At 31.8% G+C, this 24,205-nt stretch carries 24 protein-coding genes and 1 tRNA gene; 5 read left to right on the plus strand and 20 right to left on the minus strand.

Annotated elements, in window-relative coordinates:
- The 5 genes from M9C80_04785 to M9C80_04805 form a co-directional block, all read right to left on the minus strand.
- Window positions 1-411, minus strand: coding sequence for a CoA-binding protein (locus tag M9C80_04785; protein ID URQ69255.1), 411 nt, complete (start codon window positions 409-411; stop codon window positions 1-3).
- Between the two features lie 23 nt (window positions 412-434).
- Entirely contained in the window at window positions 435-845 is a 411-nt protein-coding gene (locus M9C80_04790; GenBank protein URQ69256.1) for a DoxX family protein, read from the minus strand.
- 8 nt (window positions 846-853) lie between these two features.
- Complete coding sequence (locus tag M9C80_04795) at window positions 854-1,462, minus strand: NAD(P)H-dependent oxidoreductase (protein ID URQ69257.1); 609 nt, start codon at window positions 1,460-1,462, stop codon at window positions 854-856.
- Between the two features lie 90 nt (window positions 1,463-1,552).
- Entirely contained in the window at window positions 1,553-1,843 is a 291-nt protein-coding gene (locus M9C80_04800; GenBank protein URQ69258.1) for a hypothetical protein, read from the minus strand.
- 224 nt (window positions 1,844-2,067) lie between these two features.
- Entirely contained in the window at window positions 2,068-2,595 is a 528-nt protein-coding gene (locus M9C80_04805) for a YHYH domain-containing protein (GenBank protein URQ69259.1), read from the minus strand.
- 139 nt (window positions 2,596-2,734) lie between these two features.
- On the opposite strand from M9C80_04805, the gene M9C80_04810 reads away from it, so the two are divergent.
- A complete protein-coding gene (locus M9C80_04810) occupies window positions 2,735-3,037 on the plus strand; it encodes a hypothetical protein (GenBank protein ID URQ69260.1) in 303 nt (100 codons plus the stop codon).
- Window positions 3,038-3,052: 15 nt separating this feature from the next.
- Here M9C80_04810 and M9C80_04815 read toward each other — a convergent pair whose 3' ends face one another.
- From M9C80_04815 to M9C80_04840, 6 genes are all read right to left on the minus strand, one after another.
- On the minus strand, window positions 3,053-3,955 hold the full coding sequence (locus M9C80_04815; protein URQ69261.1) for an endonuclease NucS: 903 nt from the start codon (window positions 3,953-3,955) through the stop codon (window positions 3,053-3,055).
- A gap of 142 nt (window positions 3,956-4,097) precedes the next feature.
- Window positions 4,098-5,663, minus strand: a complete 1,566-nt coding sequence (gene guaA, locus M9C80_04820; GenBank protein URQ69262.1) for a glutamine-hydrolyzing GMP synthase — start codon at window positions 5,661-5,663, stop codon at window positions 4,098-4,100.
- 3 nt (window positions 5,664-5,666) lie between these two features.
- A complete protein-coding gene (guaB, locus tag M9C80_04825; GenBank protein URQ69263.1) occupies window positions 5,667-7,130 on the minus strand; it encodes an IMP dehydrogenase in 1,464 nt (487 codons plus the stop codon).
- Window positions 7,131-7,171: 41 nt separating this feature from the next.
- Entirely contained in the window at window positions 7,172-7,399 is a 228-nt protein-coding gene (locus M9C80_04830; protein ID URQ69264.1) for a hypothetical protein, read from the minus strand.
- A gap of 12 nt (window positions 7,400-7,411) precedes the next feature.
- Complete coding sequence (locus tag M9C80_04835) at window positions 7,412-7,753, minus strand: 4a-hydroxytetrahydrobiopterin dehydratase (protein URQ69265.1); 342 nt, start codon at window positions 7,751-7,753, stop codon at window positions 7,412-7,414.
- Entirely contained in the window at window positions 7,754-9,139 is a 1,386-nt protein-coding gene (locus M9C80_04840) for a class II fumarate hydratase (protein URQ69266.1), read from the minus strand.
- A gap of 58 nt (window positions 9,140-9,197) precedes the next feature.
- Here M9C80_04840 and M9C80_04845 point away from each other — a divergent pair, with 58 nt between their 5' ends.
- On the plus strand, window positions 9,198-10,007 hold the full coding sequence (locus tag M9C80_04845; GenBank protein ID URQ69267.1) for a class II aldolase/adducin family protein: 810 nt from the start codon (window positions 9,198-9,200) through the stop codon (window positions 10,005-10,007).
- Here M9C80_04845 and M9C80_04850 read toward each other — a convergent pair.
- From M9C80_04850 to M9C80_04875, 6 genes are all read right to left on the minus strand, one after another.
- The gene (locus M9C80_04850) at window positions 10,004-11,431 is read right to left on the minus strand and encodes an aldehyde dehydrogenase family protein (GenBank protein ID URQ69268.1); all 1,428 of its coding nucleotides are present in this window, start codon (window positions 11,429-11,431) and stop codon (window positions 10,004-10,006) included. The two genes, M9C80_04845 and M9C80_04850, sit on opposite strands and share 4 nt — an antisense overlap.
- Window positions 11,432-11,498: 67 nt before the next feature.
- Window positions 11,499-13,178 carry a formate--tetrahydrofolate ligase gene (locus M9C80_04855; protein ID URQ69269.1) on the minus strand — a complete coding sequence of 560 codons (1,680 nt, stop codon included), beginning with the start codon at window positions 13,176-13,178 and terminating at the stop codon, window positions 11,499-11,501.
- 53 nt (window positions 13,179-13,231) lie between these two features.
- A complete protein-coding gene (locus tag M9C80_04860) occupies window positions 13,232-14,653 on the minus strand; it encodes a DNA photolyase family protein (protein URQ69270.1) in 1,422 nt (473 codons plus the stop codon).
- The gene (locus tag M9C80_04865) at window positions 14,646-15,632 is read right to left on the minus strand and encodes a mitochondrial fission ELM1 family protein (GenBank protein URQ69271.1); all 987 of its coding nucleotides are present in this window, start codon (window positions 15,630-15,632) and stop codon (window positions 14,646-14,648) included. The genes M9C80_04860 and M9C80_04865 overlap by 8 nt, the downstream gene beginning before the upstream one ends.
- A 9-nt stretch (window positions 15,633-15,641) precedes the next feature.
- Complete coding sequence (locus M9C80_04870) at window positions 15,642-16,391, minus strand: inositol monophosphatase (GenBank protein ID URQ69272.1); 750 nt, start codon at window positions 16,389-16,391, stop codon at window positions 15,642-15,644.
- Window positions 16,391-17,512, minus strand: a complete 1,122-nt coding sequence (locus tag M9C80_04875) for a PQQ-dependent sugar dehydrogenase (GenBank protein URQ69273.1) — start codon at window positions 17,510-17,512, stop codon at window positions 16,391-16,393. The genes M9C80_04870 and M9C80_04875 overlap by 1 nt, the downstream gene beginning before the upstream one ends.
- Window positions 17,513-17,550: 38 nt before the next feature.
- Between M9C80_04875 and M9C80_04880 the strand changes: the two genes are divergently transcribed.
- Together M9C80_04880 and M9C80_04885 are read left to right on the plus strand one after the other, a co-directional pair.
- Entirely contained in the window at window positions 17,551-18,936 is a 1,386-nt protein-coding gene (locus tag M9C80_04880) for an undecaprenyl/decaprenyl-phosphate alpha-N-acetylglucosaminyl 1-phosphate transferase (GenBank protein URQ69274.1), read from the plus strand.
- 2 nt (window positions 18,937-18,938) lie between these two features.
- Window positions 18,939-19,376 (plus strand): TerB family tellurite resistance protein, encoded by a 438-nt coding sequence (locus tag M9C80_04885; GenBank protein ID URQ69275.1) that lies wholly within the window; start codon window positions 18,939-18,941, stop codon window positions 19,374-19,376.
- On the opposite strand, the gene M9C80_04890 is transcribed toward M9C80_04885, so the two are convergent.
- Window positions 19,373-21,076 (minus strand): carboxylesterase family protein, encoded by a 1,704-nt coding sequence (locus tag M9C80_04890; protein ID URQ69276.1) that lies wholly within the window; start codon window positions 21,074-21,076, stop codon window positions 19,373-19,375. The two genes, M9C80_04885 and M9C80_04890, sit on opposite strands and share 4 nt — an antisense overlap.
- A 145-nt stretch (window positions 21,077-21,221) precedes the next feature.
- Here M9C80_04890 and M9C80_04895 point away from each other — a divergent pair.
- A tRNA-Pro gene (locus M9C80_04895) sits at window positions 21,222-21,298 on the plus strand.
- A gap of 254 nt (window positions 21,299-21,552) precedes the next feature.
- Here M9C80_04895 and M9C80_04900 read toward each other — a convergent pair.
- Entirely contained in the window at window positions 21,553-21,996 is a 444-nt protein-coding gene (locus M9C80_04900) for a hypothetical protein (GenBank protein URQ69277.1), read from the minus strand.
- 79 nt (window positions 21,997-22,075) lie between these two features.
- Entirely contained in the window at window positions 22,076-24,094 is a 2,019-nt protein-coding gene (locus M9C80_04905) for a YjbH domain-containing protein (protein ID URQ70204.1), read from the minus strand.
- Window positions 24,095-24,205 lie beyond the last annotated feature (111 nt).

Raw genomic sequence — 24,205 nt, forward strand, 5'->3', positions numbered from 1 at the left:
TTATTTGGAAAGTTCTATTTTGGGGCATCTGTTCATTATAACTTTTAATCCTGCTTTTTCTGCAATCTCTGCAGCTTCATGATCAACTATATTTAACTGAGTCCATAAAACTTTTGCGCCAATAGCAATAGCTTCTTTAGTAATTTCCATTACTGCATCTTTTTGCCTAAATATGTCTACCATATCAATTTTTTTATCAACCATATTTAATGACGGTAAACATTTTTGATTTAAAATTGTTTTATTTTGAAGGTTTGGATTAATTGGGAAAATTTTATAGCCTTTTTCTATGAGAAACTGCATAACTTTAAAGCTATCTCTTTCTGGCTTGTTGCTTGCTCCAACGATGGCAATCGTGTCAATTTTTTTAAGAATTTCTTTAATATTATCATTTGATTCATCTTGAATCATATTAGATACCCCCTTAATGCGAACTACCTATTATACGCTGGAAGTGTGACAACATATGCCCAATAAAAAAATAAAAATTGAAGAGCTAATCGAAAATATAATAGTTCAATTGAAATGTTTGGAAATGCCTCTGGAGTTAACGCCATATAGATATTTGCTGGATATACCGTAACTAACAATACAATTAATCCCCACCCCGCTATTTTTCGAAATCGAAATATTAAAACACCTAATCCTCCCAATATCTCAAAAAATCCACTTATGTATACAGCTTCTTTATGCAAAGGAAATGCAGGTGGCATTATTGATAAATAAAAATCTGGATTTATGAAATGATCTATGCCAAAAAATATAAAAAATATAGCTAAACCAAATAAAACTATTTTTCTTAAAATTCCATCTGGTAAATTAAATATTTTATGAATATATTCCATTAAGGTCTCTATTTTAAACTTCTTGCAAATTTTCTCACTTTTCGCATATGTTTTTCAAAGTCACTTTTTTTCATGTTTGGTAGTACTGAATAGAATCTTAAATACTTCGTCTTGAGTCCACCGGATTGAAATATTGATTTTTTCAATCTTCTGTAAGGAATATTATCAAATAGAGAAAAATTAAAATAACTCACCATTGGTCCACCATAGGTCATAGAAACAATACCAATCTTATTCTTCATTGCTCCTGCAACAGGATATCCATAGTTACCAAAAAATTTACTATCAGGTAATAATGATTTGTATGAAAAGAACCATGTGGGATGAAGAACCCAGTCAATCCAATTTTCTAGAATCACATTCATTCTTAAATTATGACAAGCACTCATTAAAAACATTGCATCTGAATCTTCTAGTCTGCTTCTGTAATCCATTACTAATTGAGGAGGAGGATTTATATCACTTCTGTAAAATGGTAATTGCTCTTCTTCATCAAACAAATTTATCAAATCTATTTCATGTCCAATTTTTTTTGATTCTTCAATAAAGGTATCTCTAACAGATGCATTAAAAGAATCTTTAGTATTAAAATGGCCAAAAACTATACAAATTTTCATATTATTCCCACTCAATAGTAGAATGCCTCTGAAACCCTTGTATAGATAGTGTTTCAGAATAGTGTGTCACATTTGTGTCATACGAATTATTCATTTGTATGCCCTATCGTAAACTTCTATAAATTCTTCGATGTCTGCTATGTGTCCTTCAAAATGTAAAATATCTTTTTCATAACCGTCTATGAGTTCTTTAGTCAATTTCTTAATTCTTGCAAAATCGATTTCATACATTCTACCGTTTTCATAATGTTCCCGATTTTCATCTAATAAATCAATGACTACTTTTTGTCTTTTTTTAAAACCTTCAAGAGTTTTCTTTTGATTAGGTAATTTTCGTTTTACGACTTTATATAATTCGTGGTCATTCTCTAAATAACTCATTTACCTGTAAGTATATATTGAAAGGAATACTTTGAAAAAATTAGGAAACCGTAAAGAGCGCAAAGTGCTCTCCATGCAGGCATGTCGAAATTTTCCATAACAATAAGAAGAGGACTGGGAAAATAACCATCATTTGGAATTATAGATATTGTCAAAATTACAAATAGTATATTGTGTAACCTCTGAATTTTTTCGTTCATCTTTTAATCTGTTTATTCATTAACTTATTTTTTTGACCATGACCAAGATATAGTTGTATTTTTTACACAATGGTTGTTTGTTACGAAGTTGTGGTAACCAATTCCACTAGACATATTTGATACCGAACCACTATATTTGGCAACTGCTCTTCCTCTTGATTGTATTAATATATCTTCAGACCATGACATTAATGGATCTTTATCGGAATCTAAAAAAGTTATTTCATATTTTAATGTCGCAGTATTTTTAGTTCGATTAACAACATCCATTTTCCATCCTGACAACTGATAGCATCCTAAATTTTTAACTATAAAATCACCATTAAATAACTCGGTATCATTAAAGGATAAAACTTTTTTATCAAGATCAGAACTCCCTATAACTGATGAGGAACCACTACCTGACAAAGAACCTCCCCAACCAGAACTTCTATGACAATGATATCCACCAGTTTTAGTCTCTTTATGACAACCGTATCTGTCTAAACCGCCTCCATGTGAAAATAGAGCACTTGAAAAAGCAAAAAATATAACTGCAAAAAGATATTTCATTATGATTATTATACACATTGAAAATATGCAAAAAATCCCAATATAAATAAGTGTAAAGAAAGAAATATATTCCTTATTTCAGATTCCATTACTCACATCAACATACCTAATTTTGGGTGTGTTTTTTATGGAGAAAAATATGCAAGTATTTAAATGTGAAATTAACAATCCGAAAGGAAAAATCAATCATAACGTTCACGTTGATTGGGATGATCAAGGTAACCTACATTTTTGTGAACACGATCTTGGAGATGGTGTAAAAGAGTTTTGGGGAACTGATGAGTATGAATACTTTATGATGATTCCGCAAAAGCATGTCGCAAAGTTTATTCTTTGTTCTTTTTGGAAAGGTTTTACTTTTGAAGGGAGATTCACAGTTAAAGAATTAAGAGAATTATGTGATGAATACAAAATTGAATATCAAACTGATTTTTGGATGTAATTAATTAAAAAATAATTATCTTTTATATTCGTTTAGACTGAAGTTAACCTCATATGTAAAAATCTCAACATCCTTTGCTCTTTTTTGTGCGTAGTAAAGTTTTTCATCAAATTTTCCAGCAACAATAATACCTTTAACATTCTCATCTTGTTTTTTCTCTTCAATCCATCCCATGTATCTTAAAATTTGTCCAACTGTGTCATCACTCGTTTGATTTCTTTTTAGTTCTATCACAACGTGGTGTCCGTCTTTTTTATCTTTTGCAAGAATATCTATTCTTCCAATGTCAGTCATATACTGCTGACTTTTTAAATCACCCTCTTCATATATAAGATCATATTTTTTTCCAAACTCTGTTTCATTCCAATTTTCAATAATGAAGTCTTCTAGTTGTTGCTCCATATAGAACAAACCAGAACTCATTGATGACTTTTCATCTTTAAGTTCTATATTAAGACACTCTTTAAAAAAATTAACTATTTCTTTTAATTCTTGGAGAAGTTCTTCATCTGATATCTCTTTACCGTCTCTACAAAAAATTACATCACCATTTTTAATTTCAGGTTCGTAATGTTTGTATACAAATGAATCTCCATATCTGAAAGGATTTTCAATAAAATTTGAAATCTTTGTCTTGGAATCATGTATCTCTCTAGTCCAACTTGTTTCTGGAATATGAGTCTCACTTATGCCATATGCAAGAATCAATATATTCTGTTCTTTATAAAATAAATAAACTGGGTTATATCCATTACTCACCGGCATATCCGGTGCTCTCAATGCAACCCATGGCACTTTTGATAAATTACCTTGTCCGAAAGATACCTTCATTTTAAGATCTAAAAATTCTTTAGGGTAATCTTTCGTTTTAAGACTATCTGTCTCTGTTTGCTTGATAAAATCTTTTAAGAATTCCATTGAATAAGTATGCCATGAACTTATGACTTTCAATAGTTCTTAAAGTGTGTCAGATTTGTATTTGTAAGATTTGGAAACCTGCATTCCTACATTGAAGTGACAAATTGTCTCATACGTAAACTACTGATATAAGGTAATTATTTCATTCCCACTCAATAGTTGCAGGCGGTTTACTGGAAATATCGTAAACTACCCTGCTTACATCTTCTATTTCATTAACTATTCTATTAGAAACATGTTCTAAAAATTCATAGGGTAAATGTGCCCATCTAGCTGTCATAAAGTCGACTGTCTCAACTGCTCTTAATCCTATAACTTCTGCATATCTTCTTTCATCTCCAACAACTCCAACTGATTTTATTGGTAAAAGAACTGCGAAAGCTTGACTGACTTTATTGTAATGATCTGCTTTAATGAGCTCCTCTATAAAAATATTATCTGCTTCTTGCAATACTTTCACTTTTTCTTTTGTTACCTCTCCTAAAATTCTTACACCCAAGCCTGGACCAGGAAAAGGATGTCTATTTATCATTGATGAAGATATACCCATTGCGGCCCCCATTTTTCTTACTTCATCTTTAAATAGATCTCTTAAGGGTTCAACTAAATTTAATTTCATCTCTTCAGGCAAACCACCCACATTATGATGGGATTTTATGACTCTAGCTTCTTTTGATTCTGATCCTGAGGACTCTATTACATCAGGATAAATTGTCCCTTGTGCTAAAAATGAAATATCTTTTAACTTTGTTGCTTCTGAATCAAATACATCAATAAAGGTTCGACCAATTATCTTTCTTTTTTGTTCTGGATCTTCGATATTTTTTAAATGTCTAAAAAAAATTTCTTGAGAATCTGATTTTATAACATTGAGATTCATGTGTTCTTTAAATGTTTCCATTACTGAAATAGCTTCATCTTTTCTTAATAATCCATTATCAACAAATACACACGTAAGTTTTTTACCAATTGCCTTGTTAAGCAAAGCAGCTGTAACTGAAGAATCAACTCCGCCAGATAGCCCTAAAAGAACTTTTTTGTCGCCAACTTGATCTTTGATTTCATTTATTCTTGATGAAATTAAATCATCCATCTTCCACTCTGATTTTGCTTTTGCGATATCAAAAATGAAGTTATCCAATATTTCATTTCCACTTTTAGTGTGAGTAACTTCTGGATGAAACTGAAGAGCATAAATTGGTAAGGTTTTGTGCTGCATTGCTGCTACTGGAGCTGTTTGAGTTGATGCGATAAGATCAAATTCATCTGGTAAATCTTGAACTTGATCTCCATGACTCATCCAAACGTTTAATTTTTTAGGTAAATTTTTAAATAAAGTTGAGTCATTCACAATCTTTAGTTCTGAATGTCCAAATTCTTTTTGATTTGATGATATGACGCTACCACCCATTTGTTCAGCAAGTGTTTGCATGCCGTAGCAAATTCCTAAAATCGGAACATTAATATCAAAGAGGCATTTTGGTATTCTTGGTGTAAAACTCTCAGTAACAGAATTAGGTCCACCCGAAAGTATTACTGCTTTGGGATTAAGTTTTATAATTTTTTCTTCAGATATGTCCCATGGTAATATTTCAGAATAAACAAGGCTCTCTCTAACTCTTCTTGCAATTAATTGAGTGTATTGTGAACCAAAATCTAAAACTAAAATTGTGTCAATCTTTTTATTGCTAACAGATAGTTTGCTCATTTCTTAGCTTCTTTGGTAGTTAGGAGCCTCTTTTGTAATCATCACATCATGAACATGACTTTCAGTCATACCAGCATTTGTAATTTCAATAAATTGACTATTTTTTTGCATTTCATTGATTGTTTTACATCCAACGTATCCCATGCTTTGTCTTAAGCCGCCTATAAGTTGATTGATTACATTAATAACTAATCCTTTATATGGAACTCTACCTTCAATGCCTTCTGGAACAAGTTTATCAGCATCAACATCTTCCTGTAGATATCTGTTTGCATCTTCTCTTTCAGTCATAGCACCAATGGATCCCATGCCTCTGTATGTTTTAAAGCTTCGACCTTGGAATAATTCAACTTCGCCAGGAGCTTCCTCAGTACCAGCAAATAAACCTCCAAGCATAACAGAGTCAGCACCAGCAGAAATAGCTTTTGCAATATCACCAGAGAATCTAATACCACCATCAGCAATAATATTTACATTTTTATCTTTTAAAGCATCTTTAATATCTAGTATCGCTGAGATTTGTGGAACACCTATGCCTGCAACAATTCTAGTTGTGCATATTGATCCAGGTCCCATACCTACTTTCACCGCATCTACGCCTGCCTTTGCTAGCTCAATAGCTGCATCAGCAGTAGCAATGTTTCCACCAATGATATCAATGTCTTTGAATTCTTTTTTAATTAATTGAACTGTTTTTATTACATTTTTTGAATGTCCATGAGCACTATCGATGACAAATACGTCAACACCTGATTTAAATAAAGCTTCTGCTCTTTCCATAGTATCACTACCTGTACCTAATGCAGCACCGACCATTAACCTGCCTGATGAATCTTTGGTTGCGTCTGGATGTTGGGCTGATTTTTCAATATCTTTCATCGTAACCAAACCAGTTAATAATTTTTGAGAATCTAAAACTAAAACTTTTTCAATTCTATTTTCATACATTAATCTTTTAACTTCATCTTGAGAAGTTCCCTCTTGAACAGTTACTAATCTATTTAATGGGGTCATGATTGATGCAACAGAGGATTCCATGTTATCTGCATAGCGAAAATCTCTACTTGTAACAATACCCATCAGTTCACCATTATCTAAGACTGGCATACCAGATATATTTAACTCATTAGTTAATTGCTTAAGCTCAGAGATTGATTTTGTTGAATGAATAGTAACTGGATCTCTAACGATTCCACTTTCATATTTTTTTACGGCCCTTACTATATTTGATTGCTCTTCAATTGAATTATTTTTATGAACAATACCAATGCCACCTGCTTCAGCAAGAGATATACCCATCCTGGATTCAGTTACAGTATCCATGGCTGCAGATATTAATGGAGTTTTTAAGGCTATGTTTTTAGTGAGATAAGTTTCTGTTACAGCTTCGCTAGGTAAGAAATCACTGTACCTAGGCAGGAGAAGAACATCATCAAATGTCAGTGCTTTAGATTTTACTTTGTCCATGTTGGATTATACCAATACTTAAAAGAAAAAAAAATATCTATTTAAAAAACTAGTCCTAAAATATAAATGGCTGTGAGTCCGGCATTTAGAACAATCAAAGATTGTTCCTTCCATAAAATTCCAACAAGAACCCATAATGAGTTTGCAGAAATAAAAGCCCAATGATGGTACTCTAACTCAGGAACAAAGCTAGCAAGGCCTGCAGCGATAATTAAAATTGCTGTGGCAATCCATGCTAATGATTGATAAGGCTTTTCGTTTTGATTCATAATTTAGATTAATTAATTTTTGTATAATCTATCTGTTTTGGCAGCGCATATAAAATCATTCTGATGTAAGCCTTGAATTTTGTGAGACCACCAAATAACTCTAACTTTTCCCCACTCAAGGGTAATTTTTGGATGATGATCTTCTTCATCAGCAAGAGTCGCTACTTTATTTGTGAAAACTAAAGATTGTTCGTAATCGGAAAATTTAAATAGGCATGTTAGTTTTTTTATATTGTTTTCTTCAATTACGTCCCACAAAGGTATTTGAGACATAAGAATAGGAATTTCTTCATTCGACACTTTTGGTGCATCTATTCTGCAAGCTTCACATTTTTTATTAATTAATTCATTCATTTAAATGCCGCCTTTAGAAAGTTTGGATGGATTAAGAAGTTTAGCAAGTTTAGCTTTAGATATGTTCGTTTCTTCTTCAGCCACATCAATGATTGGCCTCTTTTCTTTATATGCCTTTTTTGCAATAAATGCTGCTTTTTCATATCCAATTATTGGGTTGAGTGCGGTAACTAAAATAGGGTTTTTTTGTAAAGATTCATTCAAATTATTATGATTAACCTTGAAAGATTTGATTGCTTTCTTTGACAAAACTGACATTGAACCAGCTAAAAGGCTTATGCTTTTTAGCAAATTGTATGCGATTACAGGTAACATTACGTTGAGTTGAAAATTTCCAGACTGGGCTGCTACTGAAATTGATGCGTCGTTTCCTATTACATCGGCAGAAACCATTGCTACTGCCTCAGGTATAACTGGATTCACTTTACCTGGCATTATACTGCTGCCTGGCTGAAGCGCTTTTAATTCAATTTCAGACAATCCAGCCAAAGGTCCACTATTCATCCATCTCAAATCATTAGAAATTTTCATCAGGACAATAGCAAGATTTTTAAGCTCTCCCGAAAGCTGGACAGAAGTATCTTGTGCACTTAATTCATGATAAAAATTCTTACTTGGAACAAATTTATGCTTTAGCAATTTTGATACTTCTATTGAGAAATTTTTAGCAAATTGTTTGTGTGCATTAATCCCTGATCCAACTGCAGTTCCTCCTTGGGGAAGTTGAAGTAATTTATTTTCTAGGATATGTAACATTTCTTTTGATGATTTTAATTGACTTGACCAAGCTCCAATTTCTTCAGCAAAATCTATAGGCATTGCATCCATAAGATGAGTTCTGCCAGTTTTAATTACTCCTTCAACAGATACAGCCTTAGAATCAATATCTTTAATAAGATTTTCTAAAGCAGGCAAAAGCTTACTTGTTAAATCCATATGCGCACTTATTTTTATTGCAGTTGGGATAACATCATTGCTACTTTGACTCATATTTACATCATCATTCGGTGAAATTGAAGTTTTTGAATATTTTGAAGCGAGATTAGCAATAACTTCATTGGCATTCATATTTGAGCTTGTTCCTGACCCTGTTTGAAAAACATCAATTGGAAACTCATGATGATGTTTTTCTTGCCATATCTCTTTAGCAGCTTTAGAAATTGATTTTGATTTCTTTGAAGAAATCAATTTTAATTTTAAATTAGCTTTTGCAGCTGCATCTTTGATTATTCCAAGGGAACTCACAAAAGACTTTGTAAATGGGAAGTCCATTTTAATACCACTGATAGGAAAATTATTGATAGCCCTCTGAGTTTGCGCACCCCAAAGAGCTTTAGATGGCACTTTAACTTCACCTAAACTATCTTTTTCAATTCTAAATTTCATATTTTGCCTTTTTTTGATAAGCTATTTTAACACTAATGAGTGATGGAGATAAAAAACTATGTCAAATGTTTCACCAATTAAGATAGATATTTTAGATGGAAGGCTTCCGGTAAAAGAAAAAGGTATTAAAATGCAAGAATTTTCAAGTACGGCTGAACTTAGAAGAAACCAACTTGAGAAACTTGCTGCAGGCTTTAGATTGTTTGATTATTTTGGTTTTAATGAGGGACTTGCTGGCCACATTACTTATAGAGATCCAGAATTTGCAGACCATTTTTGGGTAAATCCTCTAGGTGTTCATTTCTCCCAAATTTCAGTATCTGATCTTATTTTAGTAAATCATGATGGTAATATTATTCAAGGTGATAAGGACATTAATGTAGCTGCTTTTGCAATTCACTCAAGGCTTCATCAAGCCAGACCTGATATAAACTCAGCTGCTCATTCTCATTCTATATATGGAAGGACATTTTCAACATTAGGAAAACTACTTGATCCAATATCTCAAGATGCTTGTGCATTTTATGAAAATCAAAGCATTTATAAAGATTTTTCTGGAGTCGTTGAAGAAGTTGATGAAGGTGATGAAATAGCTAAAGCTTTGGGTGATAAAAAAGTTATTATCATGCAAAACCATGGAATTTTAACAACAGGCCCATCAGTCGACATCGCCTTGTGGTTTTACATGTCTATGGAAAGATCCTGTCAGGCTCAGTTGATGGCAGAAGCAGCAGGAGATCCAGTAATTATTGATCATGAAACAGCTGTTAAAACAAGAGAGTTTATTGCAAATGACATTGCAGCTTGGGCAAGTTATCAACCAGCTTTTGACAAAATTGTTAAAGCCCAGCCAGATCTATTAGATTAACTAGCTTGAGGAAAAATTAAGGCCTTTGTTTCTAAAAAGTCTTCCATTCCATGGACACCATGCTCTCTTCCATTTCCAGACGTTTTATAACCGCCAAAAGGAGCTCCTGTACCTCTTGCTCCCCCATTAATAGTAATTTGCCCTGCTCTAATTTTTCTTCCAACCTCTTGAGCATGAGATAGTTCGCCTTGGACATAACCAGCCAAACCATATTCTGAGTCATTAGCAATATTAATTGCTTCATCCTCTGTATTATATTTTATGATACATAACACAGGTCCAAATATTTCTTCTTGAGCAATAGTCATATCATTAGTTACATCAGCAAAAACCGTAGGTTTAACATAAAAACCTTTTTCATAACCATCTGGTTTATCAATGCCTCCAGCAACAAGTTTTGCACCTTCTTCGATACCTATTTCAATCATTCTTATTATTTTTTCATATTGGGTTCTATTTGATATTGGTCCAATTCTATATTCTCCATTTGGATCACCAACAGTTGTTGAATTTGCTACCTCAACTGCAACTTCTACAGCTTTTTCATAATTTTTTTCTGAAACTAAAAGCCTTGTGGGTGCATTACAAGATTGACCAGAATTTAAAAAACAATGGCCAACTCCACCTTTAACTGATTTTTCTAGATCTGCTACAGAGTCGAGGATTATATTTGCTGACTTACCACCCAATTCTTGCGAAACTCTTTTAACAGAGGCTGCAGAAGCTTGAGCAACTGCAATACCTGCTCTAGTTGAGCCTGTGATAGACATCATATCGACATTGACATGCTCAGATAATGCTGCACCAACTATTGGGCCATATCCATTTACTAAATTGAATACGCCTTTTGGTAGTCCAGCTTTATCAATTACTTCAGCTAATAACATCGCGCAATATGGAGATATTTCGCTGGGTTTTAATATCATAGTACATCCAGACGCAATAGCAGCAGATACTTTAGTTGTAATTTGATTCATTGGCCAATTCCAAGGAGTTATCATGCCAATTACGCCAATTGGTTCTTTTCTTAATAAATAATCTCCTTCAGGCTTCTCAAATTCATAAATTTTTAAAGCATCAAGTGTTTCATTAAAATTTTTAATGCCAGTTGATGCTTGAGCTCTATTAGATAGCCATGTTGGTGCACCCATTTCAAGAGTAATAGTTTCAACAAAATCTTGATATCTGTTTTCATATTCTTTAATAATAGCTTCTAGGTATTCGATCCTCTCTTTTTTTGTTGTTTGGCCAAACGATTTAAATGCTTCATTAGCAGCCTTAACTGCAGAATTAATATCTTGTTTTGAACCTGCAGTGACATGTCCAATTATTTCTTCATTTGCAGGATTAACCACCTCAATTGTTTCAGAAGAATCTGATTCAACCCATTCACCATTAATATAGAAATTTAATTCATCTCTCATTTTTGCTCCAGTGTCTTATGTAAATTTAAAAATTATACCTAAATAAAAAACTTCTTTAACTAGCTTTTTAAAATAAGCCCTTTATATTTTTTTTGTCATCCACGCTTATAGCCTCTGATGCAGGTTTCCTAGGCAACCCTGGCATAGTCATTATTTCACCGCAAATAACTACGATAAATTCAGCCCCAGAACAAAGTCTAATTTCTCTAATAGGAACTTCGTGTCCAGAAGGTGCTCCCATCAAAAGTGGATCTGTAGAAAAACTATATTGTGTCTTTGCCATACAAATTGGATAGGAACCAAAACCATCTTTTTCAAATTTTTCAAATTTATTTCTGACTTTTTTATCTGCAATAATATTCTCAGCACCATAAATATTTTTTGCAATTGACTTTGTTTTTTCCCAAAGAGTCATTTCATCATCATAAAGCAGTTTGAAATTTGAAGTGTTCGATTCAATTATTTCTACGACTTCTTGTGCTAAACTTTCAGCGCCTTTGCCTCCATCTGACCAATGTGAAGAAATTTTACAACTTACTTTTAAATTTTCACAAAACTTTACGATTGCATTGTGCTCATTCTGTGTATCAGTAATAAAATCATTGATTGCAACAACAACAGGTACACCAAATTTTTTAATATTTTCTATATGTCTTCCTAGATTTTCACATCCATTTATAACAGCATCAATGTTTTCAGAATTAAGGTCTTCTTTTTTTACACCACCATGCATTTTTAATGCTTTAGTAGTCGCTACTAGCACTACTGCATCTGGTTTAAGTTCAGCTTTTCTACATTTAATATCAAAAAATTTTTCTGCTCCTAAATCAGCACCAAATCCAGCCTCAGTGACAACATAATCTGCTAATTTTAATGCGCTCTTTGTAGCAATAACTGAATTGCATCCATGAGCAATATTAGCAAAAGGGCCTCCATGCATTAATGCAGGATTATTTTCAAGAGTCTGAACTAAATTAGGCTGAAATGCATCTCTTAAAAGTGCAGTCAATGCTCCTTGTGCATTTAATTGCCTAACTTTAATTGGCTCTTGATTTCTTTTGTATCCAATAACAATATTTCCAATTCTTTCTTCTAAATCTTTTAAGTCTGTTGCCAGACAAAATACTGCCATTATTTCAGATGCAACTGTGATATCAAATCCACTTTGACGAGGTATACCATTTCCAACTCCTCCAAGTCCACAGGTAATATCTCGAAGTGACCTATCATTCATGTCTACTACTCTTCTCCATGTAATTCTTCTGGGATCAATTTCTAAAGAATTTTCCCAATGAATATGATTATCAACTAGTGCTGATAATAAATTGTGAGCAGCACTAATCGCATGAAAGTCTCCTGTAAAATGAAGATTTATATCTGTCATAGGCACTACTTGGGCATAGCCACCTCCAGCTGCACCTCCCTTCATACCAAAACATGGACCCAAGCTTGGCTCTCTTAGACAAATTAAGGCTTTTTTACCTATACTGCATAAGCCATCAACTAAACCAACACTTGTTGTCGTTTTTCCCTCACCAGCAGGTGTAGGTGAAATTGCAGTTACAAGAATTAATTTTCCGTCTTTATTTTTAGTAGTTTTATCAAGAAAATCATATGTAATTTTTGCTTTATCATTCCCATAGAGAATGAGACCATTTTCATCGATACCAATACTTGATGCTATTTCAGTAATTGGCTTTTTTTTAGCTAAACTAGCAATTTCTAAATCACTTTTTACACTGGTCATATCACTACTCCAAGAACCATAAGAAACTTAGTATATCTATCTTAAACAGACAATCAAAGGCTTTTTTTTGCTAAATTAAAAGCTTCTACAGCCCTAATTCTTGAAGTTTTAAGATCAAGAATTTTGTTGGGATATTTTAGATATTTTCGGTGCTCATCAGATGGATCGTGAATAGAAGATTTATCTAAATCTTTTAACTCTGGGACGTATTTTTTAATAAATGAGCCATCTTTATCAAAATTTTTAGATTGAGTGATTGGATTAAAAATTCGAAAATAAGGAGCTGCATCTGTACCAGTAGAGCTGCTCCATTGCCAACCACCGTTGTTAGAAGCAAAATCGCCGTCAATTAAATTTTTCATAAAAAACTCCTCTCCAAGTCTCCAATCATGAAGCATGTTTTTAGTAAAGAACATTGCGACAACCATTCTTAGCCTGTTGTGCATCCAACCTTCATGCATTAATTGACGCATTGCTGCATCTATTATTGGAAATCCAGTAGCTCCATTTTTCCATGCTTCAAATTGTTTAGAATCAAATAACCAATTTATAGAATTTGTGTAGTCTTGGAATGGCATCCCTTTGCTAACTTTTGGAAAACAATACATAATATTTTTGTAGAATTCTCTCCAAACAATTTCATCTACCCATTTGGTAATGCCAATGTTGCCAGAAGTAAATTCAAAATTATTTAATTTCATAGCCTCTAAGATACAGCGTTTTGGTGAAATTATTCCAAGTGAAAGATATGGTGATAGTCTACTAGTTCCGTCCAAAATAGGATCATTTCTATCTTTAGAGTAGTCATAAACTTTTTTAGATAAAAATTTTTTTAGTATTTTTTTTGATTCTTGTTCACCTATTTTCCAATTAGTCATATCAACTTTGTGAGATTTTTTGAACTTAAAATCAAATTGATTTACATTTGATTTAAGATTTGATTTTTCAAATATTGGATAAGTAAAATCTATATCTAGTAATTCCATTTTAAAATTTTCTATCCATCTTCTCTTAAAAGGTGTGAATACTGAAAAAGGTTTGCCCTGACCTGTCTTTAAAAAACCTGGTTCAAATAGAACTTTATCGTGAAAAGATTCTGAGATAATATCATTTTTTTTAAGTAGAACTTTTACGGCATCATCTCTATTTTTTTCATCTTCTCCAAATTCATTATTTAAAAATAATTTATTAATATTATTTTGTTTTGAATAATCCAAAATTAATCTAGGTATTTCAATAATATTTTTAGATTTTATAATAGTAAGAGGGATATTAAGCTTTTTTAAAGATTTGTTAAGATCTTTAAGTGATTGTATTAAAAAATCTATTTTACAATTAGCTTCATAGTGTTTTTTTATTTGATCTTCAGAAAATATATATATAGCTTCAACAGATTTAGAATTTTTGCATGCATTTTTTAATGCAGGATTATCATCAATTCTTAAATCAGTCCTTAGCCATACTAAACTATTCATTATTAATTCCTTTTAAAATTTTATTTTTTAAATCTTGCTTTTCCATTTTTATTTTTTTTATATTATTTCTTATATTACAGTCATTAAATTCTAGCTCAGATTTAATTGAGATTCTTGTTATAAGATTTGTCTTAATATACTTATATACTTGATCTTGATGTCTTTTTTCTTTTTTATGTTTTTCAGGATAAATTGTAACAACAGGCAGTCCACTACATATTGCTTCTGCAATCATTGTCGAGCTCTCTTCAGTTACAAAAATCATATCTGATTCGTTAAAAAGTTTCTGAAGATTAAAATTTGAATTGTCTTTATGATACCAGACTGAGCTTGAGTCACATATATCTTTTAGCTCTGCATGCATTAAATCTTCCAAAAAAAACGGCGTCCTTCGAGAAGTAACAATTATTGGTGATATATTATTTTTAGTCGAAAATTTTTTTATGTTATTTATGAGCACATTAAAATCATTCTTTTGGAAGGTATAACCAGACCCATTTCCTCCAATTAAAAATAAAACTTTATTATTTTTTGAAGTTTTATTAACTAATTTAGTTGTATTTGGTGGGAAGAATGTTCGTATATTCGAAGGTCCCTTTCGTTTATCCAAAGTTATGTGAAGTTTGTAATTGCTGGATAGAATCCCACTTGCTTTACCATTTTGTATTGTCATAACACTATAAATTTTTCCTAGAGATGCACATATATGTGCTGTGTTCCCTCCGGTTGCAATTAGTAAATCAACATTTTTAATTTTAATATCTTCATACAAACTTTTAATTATTTTTGCATTACGAGTACTTAAATTTCTTGATAAGAATTTTTTATAAACTTTTATTAAGGCTCTCAAAAAACTATATTTTTGGTGAAGTGGAATTATTTCAAATTCAATAGAAATATCTTCACTCAATAAATTTATTATTCCTATTGATTGATTGACGTGGCCAGGAATACCATCACTTAAAATAGCAACTTTCATAGTAGATGTTTAAGAAATTTTTGAATTTGATAGAACTACATCTACCTGAAAAGATGAGTCATCATAATTTTCAATAATTGCAGTCCCTCCTGCTGATTCAACTATGGCTGCGCCTGCTGCAATATCCCATAAAAAAGTATTGAATTCTTTATACAAATCGACTTTGCCCGATGCAACATATGTAGATGCAATTGCGGCAGAACCAATCATTCGTACTTTTTTCCAATTTTGGAAATCATTTATGAATTTACTAATAACTGCCTCAGAAAAATCTGACTTATTTGGAAGACCGGTAAGTAATATTGCTCTATTTTTTTCGGTAACATTAGAAACATTTATCTCTTTATTGTTCTTTTTTGCTTTTGTGTAAATAGATCCCTCGTACATAAAATCGTTCTCAAAATCATATATAACTCCTAATACAGGTTTAGAATCTTTAACTAAAGATATTGAAACTGCGCATATTGGTATATCTCTAGAATAGTTTACTGTTCCATCGAGTGGATCTACAACCCAATAAATAGAACCAAGATCCTCCGATGACTTACCAGACTCTTCAGCTAATATTGGAAAATTTGATTCTAATAAATGAGTTTTAATTAAGTTTTCTGATTCTGTATCAGCTAAAAGTTTAGTATCTCTACTAGACACAAAAGTCTCCAAATTTATTGTAAGTTTTTTTTTAAGCAAAAACTTGCCCGCTTGTTCAGCAGTTTTTTTTGCAAGTTCTAACTCTTTAATAATTAAGCTTTTTTCCATTAATAATCTTTGCTATATTGCACCCTATATATCGCATTATATTTATCATCAGATATTAATAGTGAGCCATCATTCATCACAAATGGGGAAACGGGCCTTCCCCATGCATTTTCATCTTCTAACCATCCATTTATGAAATCTTCTTGATAAAGATAATTGCCATTATCATCTAAATTTACAAAAACAATTTTGTATCCAGATTTCTTTGTTCTATTCCAAGAACCATGAAGTGCAATAAATACTCCATTTTGATATTTTTTTGGAAACATACTATCGTCATAGAAAGAAATACCCAATGGAGCAACATGAGGCCCAAGTTCAGCAATTGGATCTATAAATTCTCTATTAATAGTTGGAATTAAATTTCCGAATTTAGGATCAATGACATTTTTTGCATGCTTGTAAGGATATCCATAAAAGCTTCCTTCCTCATTAATTACGTTTAATTCACATGATGGTGAATCATCTCCCAGCCAATCTCGTCCATTGTCTGAAAAATACATTTTTTTTGTAATAGGATGCCAATCAAAACCAACACTATTTCTTACGCCTTCTGCAACAGGTATTAATTTGCCATTTAATAGTTTATGTATTGCTGCATACCTAGGATCTTTTTTTTGAGGCTCAAGGCATATATTACATGGCACACCAACGGGAATATACATGTTCCCATCAGGCCCAAAATCTATATATTTAAAGCCATGCCATCTGTCTGAAGGAAGCCCATCAAAATATAATTCTTTTTTTGGAATCTGATCATCGTATGATTCAACCCATTTATCTATATTTTCAATTTTCCAAATTTTATCAATTTCAGAAAAATATAAATCCTTATTCCAATATGTTACGCCTGTTGGATTTTCTAAATCTTTAGCAACAATATATTTATTTTCGATAATACCATCATTATCTTTATCAATAAGTGCAATTATTGAGTCGCCATTCTTGGACCCGACAAAAATATAACCATTTTCAGATTGTGTTATCTGTCTTGGTGATTCAATGTTGCTTGCATAAATTGATATCTTGAAACCATCTGGTAGAGTCAATTTTTGTAAATTATCATCACTAAATATGTTGAGTGTAAAAATAAATAAATAAAACCAAACTTTATTCTTCATAATTAAAATAATAAAAATCTTAGACTATAATGGTATATATGCAGACTAGTCTAACATTATCAATTCTTTTTTTAAGTTTTTTTGCTTCGATTACATTTAACGGTCTTTTAAGAAATATTGCAAAAAAAAGAAAAATTTTAATTGATATACCAGATAAGAGTAGAAAATTTCACTCTAGATCAACACCATTAACAGGAGGGATCGGAATTTTTCTGGGCATGATAACTGCAGCTATCCTTCTTACTGGTCTAACTGAAGGGGAGTATAATTTTAAATTTAAGGATCAAGGTATTATTTCTAATATCTCTGGTAACAGTAATTTAGTTTACAAAAACTTTGAAGTAAATAATGAAGACTATAAATTATCACTAATATCAGATACAGACTCTGACAAGATTTCAGTAGGTATTGATACATTATCAAATAAAGAAAGAAATTCAAAAATTGATATAGAGCCAATATCTGATAATAAATTCAAAGTTATTTTATCTAATGGTGAATATCAAATATTTATTGTTCAAGATAATAAAGTTTCAGAAATATCTCCAAATAATGAAGAAATTTTAAACGAATACATAACCAAAAATACCGATGATTTAAGGATAAATGTCAATGATTTTGCTTTTTATTTATATTTATTTGGATTGTTAGTATTGATTTTTATGATTCTGGATGATTATTATGGTCTAAAAGCAATAACTAGACTTTTTTTTCAAGGATCGATTGCAGCAGCAATGATTTTTTTTAGTGGCGAATACTTGGTTTCTCTTGGAAATTTATTTAGCTCAAATGAAATCATACTCGGAGCAATTGGAATACCATTTACAATCTTTTGTGTAGTAGGATTAATGAATGCATTTAATATGATAGACGGTTTAAATGGTATTTGTGCCTCCTTTGTATTAATTCCCTTGGTATTTCTTACTTTTTTAGGAAAGTTTTCATACGGACTTTTAATTCCTATTGGAGCACTTCTAGGATTTTTAGCATATAACTTGGGTTATCTAGGAAAAAAAAGAAGTGTATTTTTAGGAGATAGTGGATCTAACTTACTTGGATTCATGATTGCATTTATATGTATTGAATATAGTCAAAACATCACACATGCTAGTTATATTAATCCAGTAACAGCATTATGGTTAGTTGCGCTGCCTCTTATTGATTGTCTTGGAGTCATGTTTTCTAGATCAATGAATGGTATTATGCCTTTTCGTCCTGGAAGAGATCATCTGCACCATAAATTATTAGATATGGGTTTTAAACCAAAAAGTATTTTATTAATATTTATAAGCGCTTCAATATTTCTCTGTGGTTTTGGCTTTTTGTTACAAACACTCTTTTCAGATAGCTCATATATATCTTTTTACATTTTTGTATTATTCTCTTTATTATTTTATTTATTTACAAAAAAAAGGAAAATTTAAAAATGCTTAATTTTTTTAAGAAGAAGAAAATTGAAAATGAAATTAAAGAATCAAAATATGACATTAGATTAATTGGATCTATTCTTGCCTATGAAATAGCGCGTTCTGATGGAGATATTGATGAAATCGAATTAGAGCTAATTTTAAATCAAATTAAAACAATTAGCTTGGAAGTTGAACAAAGTGAGGAAGATATTCTTAATTTAGTGGAAACCTATCATCAGGACAATGTTTCGTTCAATGAATTTATTAATGATATTAATATCAATTTTTCTTCTGATGAAAAAAATGAGCTTATTAGGTTTCTTTGGGAAGTTGCATATGCTGATAAAACTCTTGAGATCAATGAAGAAAGATTGATAAGAAGAATAGCTGATTTAATTAATTTAAAAGATATAAAGGTTCTTAAATTAAAGAATGATGCAAAAAAAAATAATTAAAAATCTATATAACTGCTATGTTCTTTTATAAAAGCCATCGCATCGGATCGTTTGCAATTGCCACTAAAATTTTTGATATGGTCATCGTAAATATCTTCGCCTACAAAAGTAGTGACTTGAAAAAATACTACGCACTTTTCTATTTCATTTAATCTATCATCCGCATTTAATTCCGTAATAAGTTTATTAAAAGTATTTTTTAGATAATTCATTTTTAGATTAGGCTTGTTATCAATTACTATTAAATTGTGTTGATTTTTATCAATGGGTTGATATTTGTTCCACTCAACTCCATTTGATGATATTCCTGGTTTACCAAAGTAGGCAAAATTTTTCCAAAAATTCATCATATTTTTTGATGTAAATCTTTTCGAAGGTCCTTTTGGATAAATTAAAAATCCATAATCGCCAACTAAACCATCATCTCCTGAAATTAGAGGAATTTCTGTAGCATGAGCAGCACCAAACAATTCTTTAAAGTTAGCCACATAAAAGCTTCTATGGTCATCCCAATCAAACCTGTATAAATATAAATTATTGTTGTCTGCAATGTTTAATAACATAGCAGGCTCTAAAACGCCCCTAATTTGCCAAGCAGCACTTCTATAATAATTGAATGCCTCAAATGCATTCTTATCAGCTAATACAACTTTCGGAATATTTAGGATTTCTCCTATTAATGAGTATTCAACATCAACAAAATAGTCTGCTGTACCAAGCCATAATTTGACTTCATCTTTGTTAGAACCAAGAATCATTGGTACATTATTAACGTGCTCTTTTTTTCCAAGGGCATGTTTTAAACCAATTTCAGGTATTACTATGCCATCTGAAGTCAATAAAGGAATATCTTGATTTGAGTCACTAGAGGTATAAAATTTAAAAATTTCAGATGCTTTTGAACTCTTAAGCAAATTTCTAACATTTTCATCATCAAGTTTTTGAGACGAATTTTTAAGAAGGTAATTTACTAGTTTTGAGCTAGTATAATCGGAGGTATTTGAAATTTTACTTTGTTTATAAGCATTTTCTGGACTAATTGAAGTAGTGTAGCCTGACTGTACTATGGCTTTGTTAAATAAACCAGAAGCCTGAGAGGAGACAATTAACGAAAGTACATTATGACCTCCTGCAGATTCCCCAAATATTGTAATATTATTAGAATCACCACCAAACTTTTCAATGTTATTTTTAGTCCAGTTTAATGCACTTATTATATCAAGAGTTCCAAAATTTGAGGTTTGATCTAGTCCATCTTGATTTTTTTGAATTGCTGGATGTGAAAACCACCCAAATGGTCCTAACCTATAATTTATAGATACAACAATAACATTGTGTTTTCTTACAAATTTAGAGAAATCATAAATATCTTTTAAGCCTGAAACATTGCCTCCACCATGAATCCAAAACATAACTGGTAAAAGTTTGTTATTTGAATAATTTGTTGGTGCTTTGATATCTAGATATAAACAATCCTCTTTGCCAACAAAAAAATTGTCACCGTCAACTCCGCCAAGATTTGATGGTTCTTGGATGCAAAAATTATTATCTTTATCGCTAATTAGTGCATCTTGTGTATTTATTAGCCTTGGAGCCCGCCATCTTAGGTCGTTTATGGGTGGTGCAGCATATGGAATGTCATTCCAATACAATATTCTGTTTTTTATAACGGCCTTGGTTATACCAGAACTAGTTTTCACAGTATATTTCTCATTGTCAGCATTTAAAGACACAAAGAAAAAGGCGCAAACCATGATATGAATATATTTTGTGAAACTAAAACGCATTGTTGTTATATTATTTAATTGAAATTATTTTATTTTTGAAAGAAATTATATATTAAATCGGGATGTAGCGCAGTCTGGTAGCGCACTACACTGGGGGTGTAGTGGTCGTCGGTTCAAATCCGGCCATCCCGACCAATTTAAATATTCACAATAATTTCACAATAATGAAATAAAGCACGTGTATAGTATTTTATTGGCATGAAAATTGCCTTACATTATATATATGTATGTATATTTAAGTTTATTAATAAAAATGTATAAAAATTAGCAAATCATGTTATTTTTATCTATAATCTCTCAGATAATTATTAAATAATAGGGTTAAAAATTATGGCAAAATTCATTAAATCAAAATTCAGAGTTCTTTGGGGTACGGTTTTTGCATTCTTTTATGGCTTCTTTGCCTCAGAAGCAATAGCTGATGACCACGAAGGAGATATGGCAGAAGAGGAAAAGGCTCCAGATAGCAAGTTGAGTCCTGGTGCAATTGCAGCTGCAGTAGCAGCGGCAGCTGCTTTAATAGCATCTGATAGTGATGATAGTTCGGCAACACCAGCACCAGCACCATTACCATCACCAACGCCTACGCCTACGCCTACGCCTACACCAACGCCTACGCCTACGCCTACGCCTACGCCTACGCCAACGCCAACGCCAACGCCAACGCCTACGCCTACGCCTACGCCAACGCCTACGCCAACGCCTACGCCAACGCCTACAACACCGGCAACTACTACTAGTACTAGTACTAGCACAAGTACAACACCAGCAACAAGTACAAGTACAAGTACAAGCACAAGCACAAGCACAAGTACAAGTACAAGTACAAGCACAAGTACAAGCACTGGCACATAATCAATACATGAATACAAAAATAGCGGCTTAGCCGCTATTTTTTTGTATATAAATTAATTAATTAAGAAATCCATTCCATTGATCATTTAGTTCGTATCTAGATGAGTTATAAATCAAACCCCTAAGATCTTTATCAAAAATTAATTTAGCACCGCCATCTCTTGTAAGAGGCGCTAATTTAAAAGTTGAGTAATTACCTTTATAATTATTATCAAAAAAATCTATAGGTATCTGGAAATAAAACCCCTTATCAAAACTACCCTCTCCAAATGTTTCGGCTGAAATATTAGTTCTTGTAAAGTAAACTCCTGCCTTAAAACCCGATTGAGTTCTTCTACCGATATCCAAAGTATAACCATCATCTTTTGCAAGGTATCTGCCAAAACTTAAATTAGATTCAATACCAGCTGCAAATCTATAGCCGAGATTTATATGTCCTGTAACAGTCTCATATTCTTGAAAATTAAACCTTTGATCAAATGTTCTTTGTTTTACGTGAAATAGCTCAAGTCCCAAATTATAGTTTTTATTAAAAGGCTTGTATAAAAGCTCTCCACCAAAACCTCCAAACATTTGCTCAAAAATACCGCCACTAATCTTTGCATAAACCTCTTTATGAGGCGACCAAATATAATCTAATTGCATTCTTCCTATGTATGGGTCATCTTCTTTAAGATATTGAACCATATCAGTTCTAACATGTTCCATTACAGACCCTGGGCCTGAGATAGTATTTCTGAAATTATCATATAGCCGAAGATTAAGTTCACTTGAAAGAAGAAGATTTCTTGAAAATTGAATCTCAGAAATATGTTGAAGATTAATACCTCCAAAATAAAATCTTTCTGGATTACCAATATGAGACACTATTGTGGGGCTAATGGATGAAAAGATAGAGGGAAATATAACGCGTGGCCTAAATTCATCATCTAAGAAATGATTAGGATCTCCAGAATCTATTCTAGAATTTCTAATTTTTAATTCTATTGGAGTATTTAAATTCTCATTAACATGATCGGCGATATAAGTTATGTTATTCAGCTCGATACCAGCATTGATGTGAGAGATATTAATTAAGCTTAAATCAATCTCATTTAAGTCTGCAACCTTTTTTGATATAGATGCAGCATATGATGATGACCTTATTGCATTTCTGTGATCAGATGTTGAGATAGATACATCAAGGTTACCATTTTTATGCAATGTAGAAGTTTGAAGGAAAAGTCTGTTGCTATTTAAGTTATTAAGAAGATCTTCATAAAAAATATTTTTCTCTCCTTTTATATCATTTTGCTTAATAACTTTAGGTTTAAATTTTGGTTTAGTTGACAGAGAGTTATCAAAGGTAATTGCTAAATTAAAACTTAAATTAAAAGTGTTACCCTTTATGTAAGATGCATCTATAGTCATATGCTTGTTTAGTGTATAACTTAAACCAAAATTTATGTCAGTGTCTTTCCTTCTGAGTGCATCTATCGCATCCCCTCTATTGTTTGCAGAAAAATTTAAATAATCTAAAGGATCGTATTCAAGTTTTAAATTTAAACTTCTAGCAAAAGATAGTGAGTGTTCAATACCACCAAAAACGGTTGCATCTCCTCTAAACCATTGATCATATGAAGGAGATCCTCCTAATTTATAATTATTTGATGTAGCTGGCCTTGAAGAAAGAGATGAGAATAGACGAGATAAAGGATTTTTAAAAGAATTATCTCCAGCATACTTACCCCAACCCATTCCAACTGTAAGTTTAGTATTATTAAATTGATTGGTTGCAACAATATATTCTTTAGTAAAAAAACCTGTTCCAGCAAAGTCATCTAAACCAATGGCTAAATTAGGAATATTATTATTTTTTGGTCTATAAATAAACTTAACATTAAAACCTTTGTCGAGGTAATGACCTCTAACTTTGTTGCCTTCCCACCTTAGATCTGATGGTCTGTAATAAAAATAACTCGCTTCAAGCCAATCAAATGGTGAAGCAGTAAGCGTTCCAAACTTCCACATATCATTTTTATTAAGAGTTAAAGCTATTGAACCCTCGGGTCTTGAATCGGCAACTGGAGTCTGAATTAAGCCAATTTGCCCAAATGAATTATAAGAAAAGTTATAAATCTGTTTACTATTTGGCTTTAAATAATCTAAATATCCAGAGTGAATTGAAGTACTAAAAATTAATAAAAA

The sequence above is a fragment of the SAR86 cluster bacterium genome (assembly GCA_023703615.1).
Classification (GTDB): Bacteria; Pseudomonadota; Gammaproteobacteria; order Magnimaribacterales; family D2472; genus MED-G85.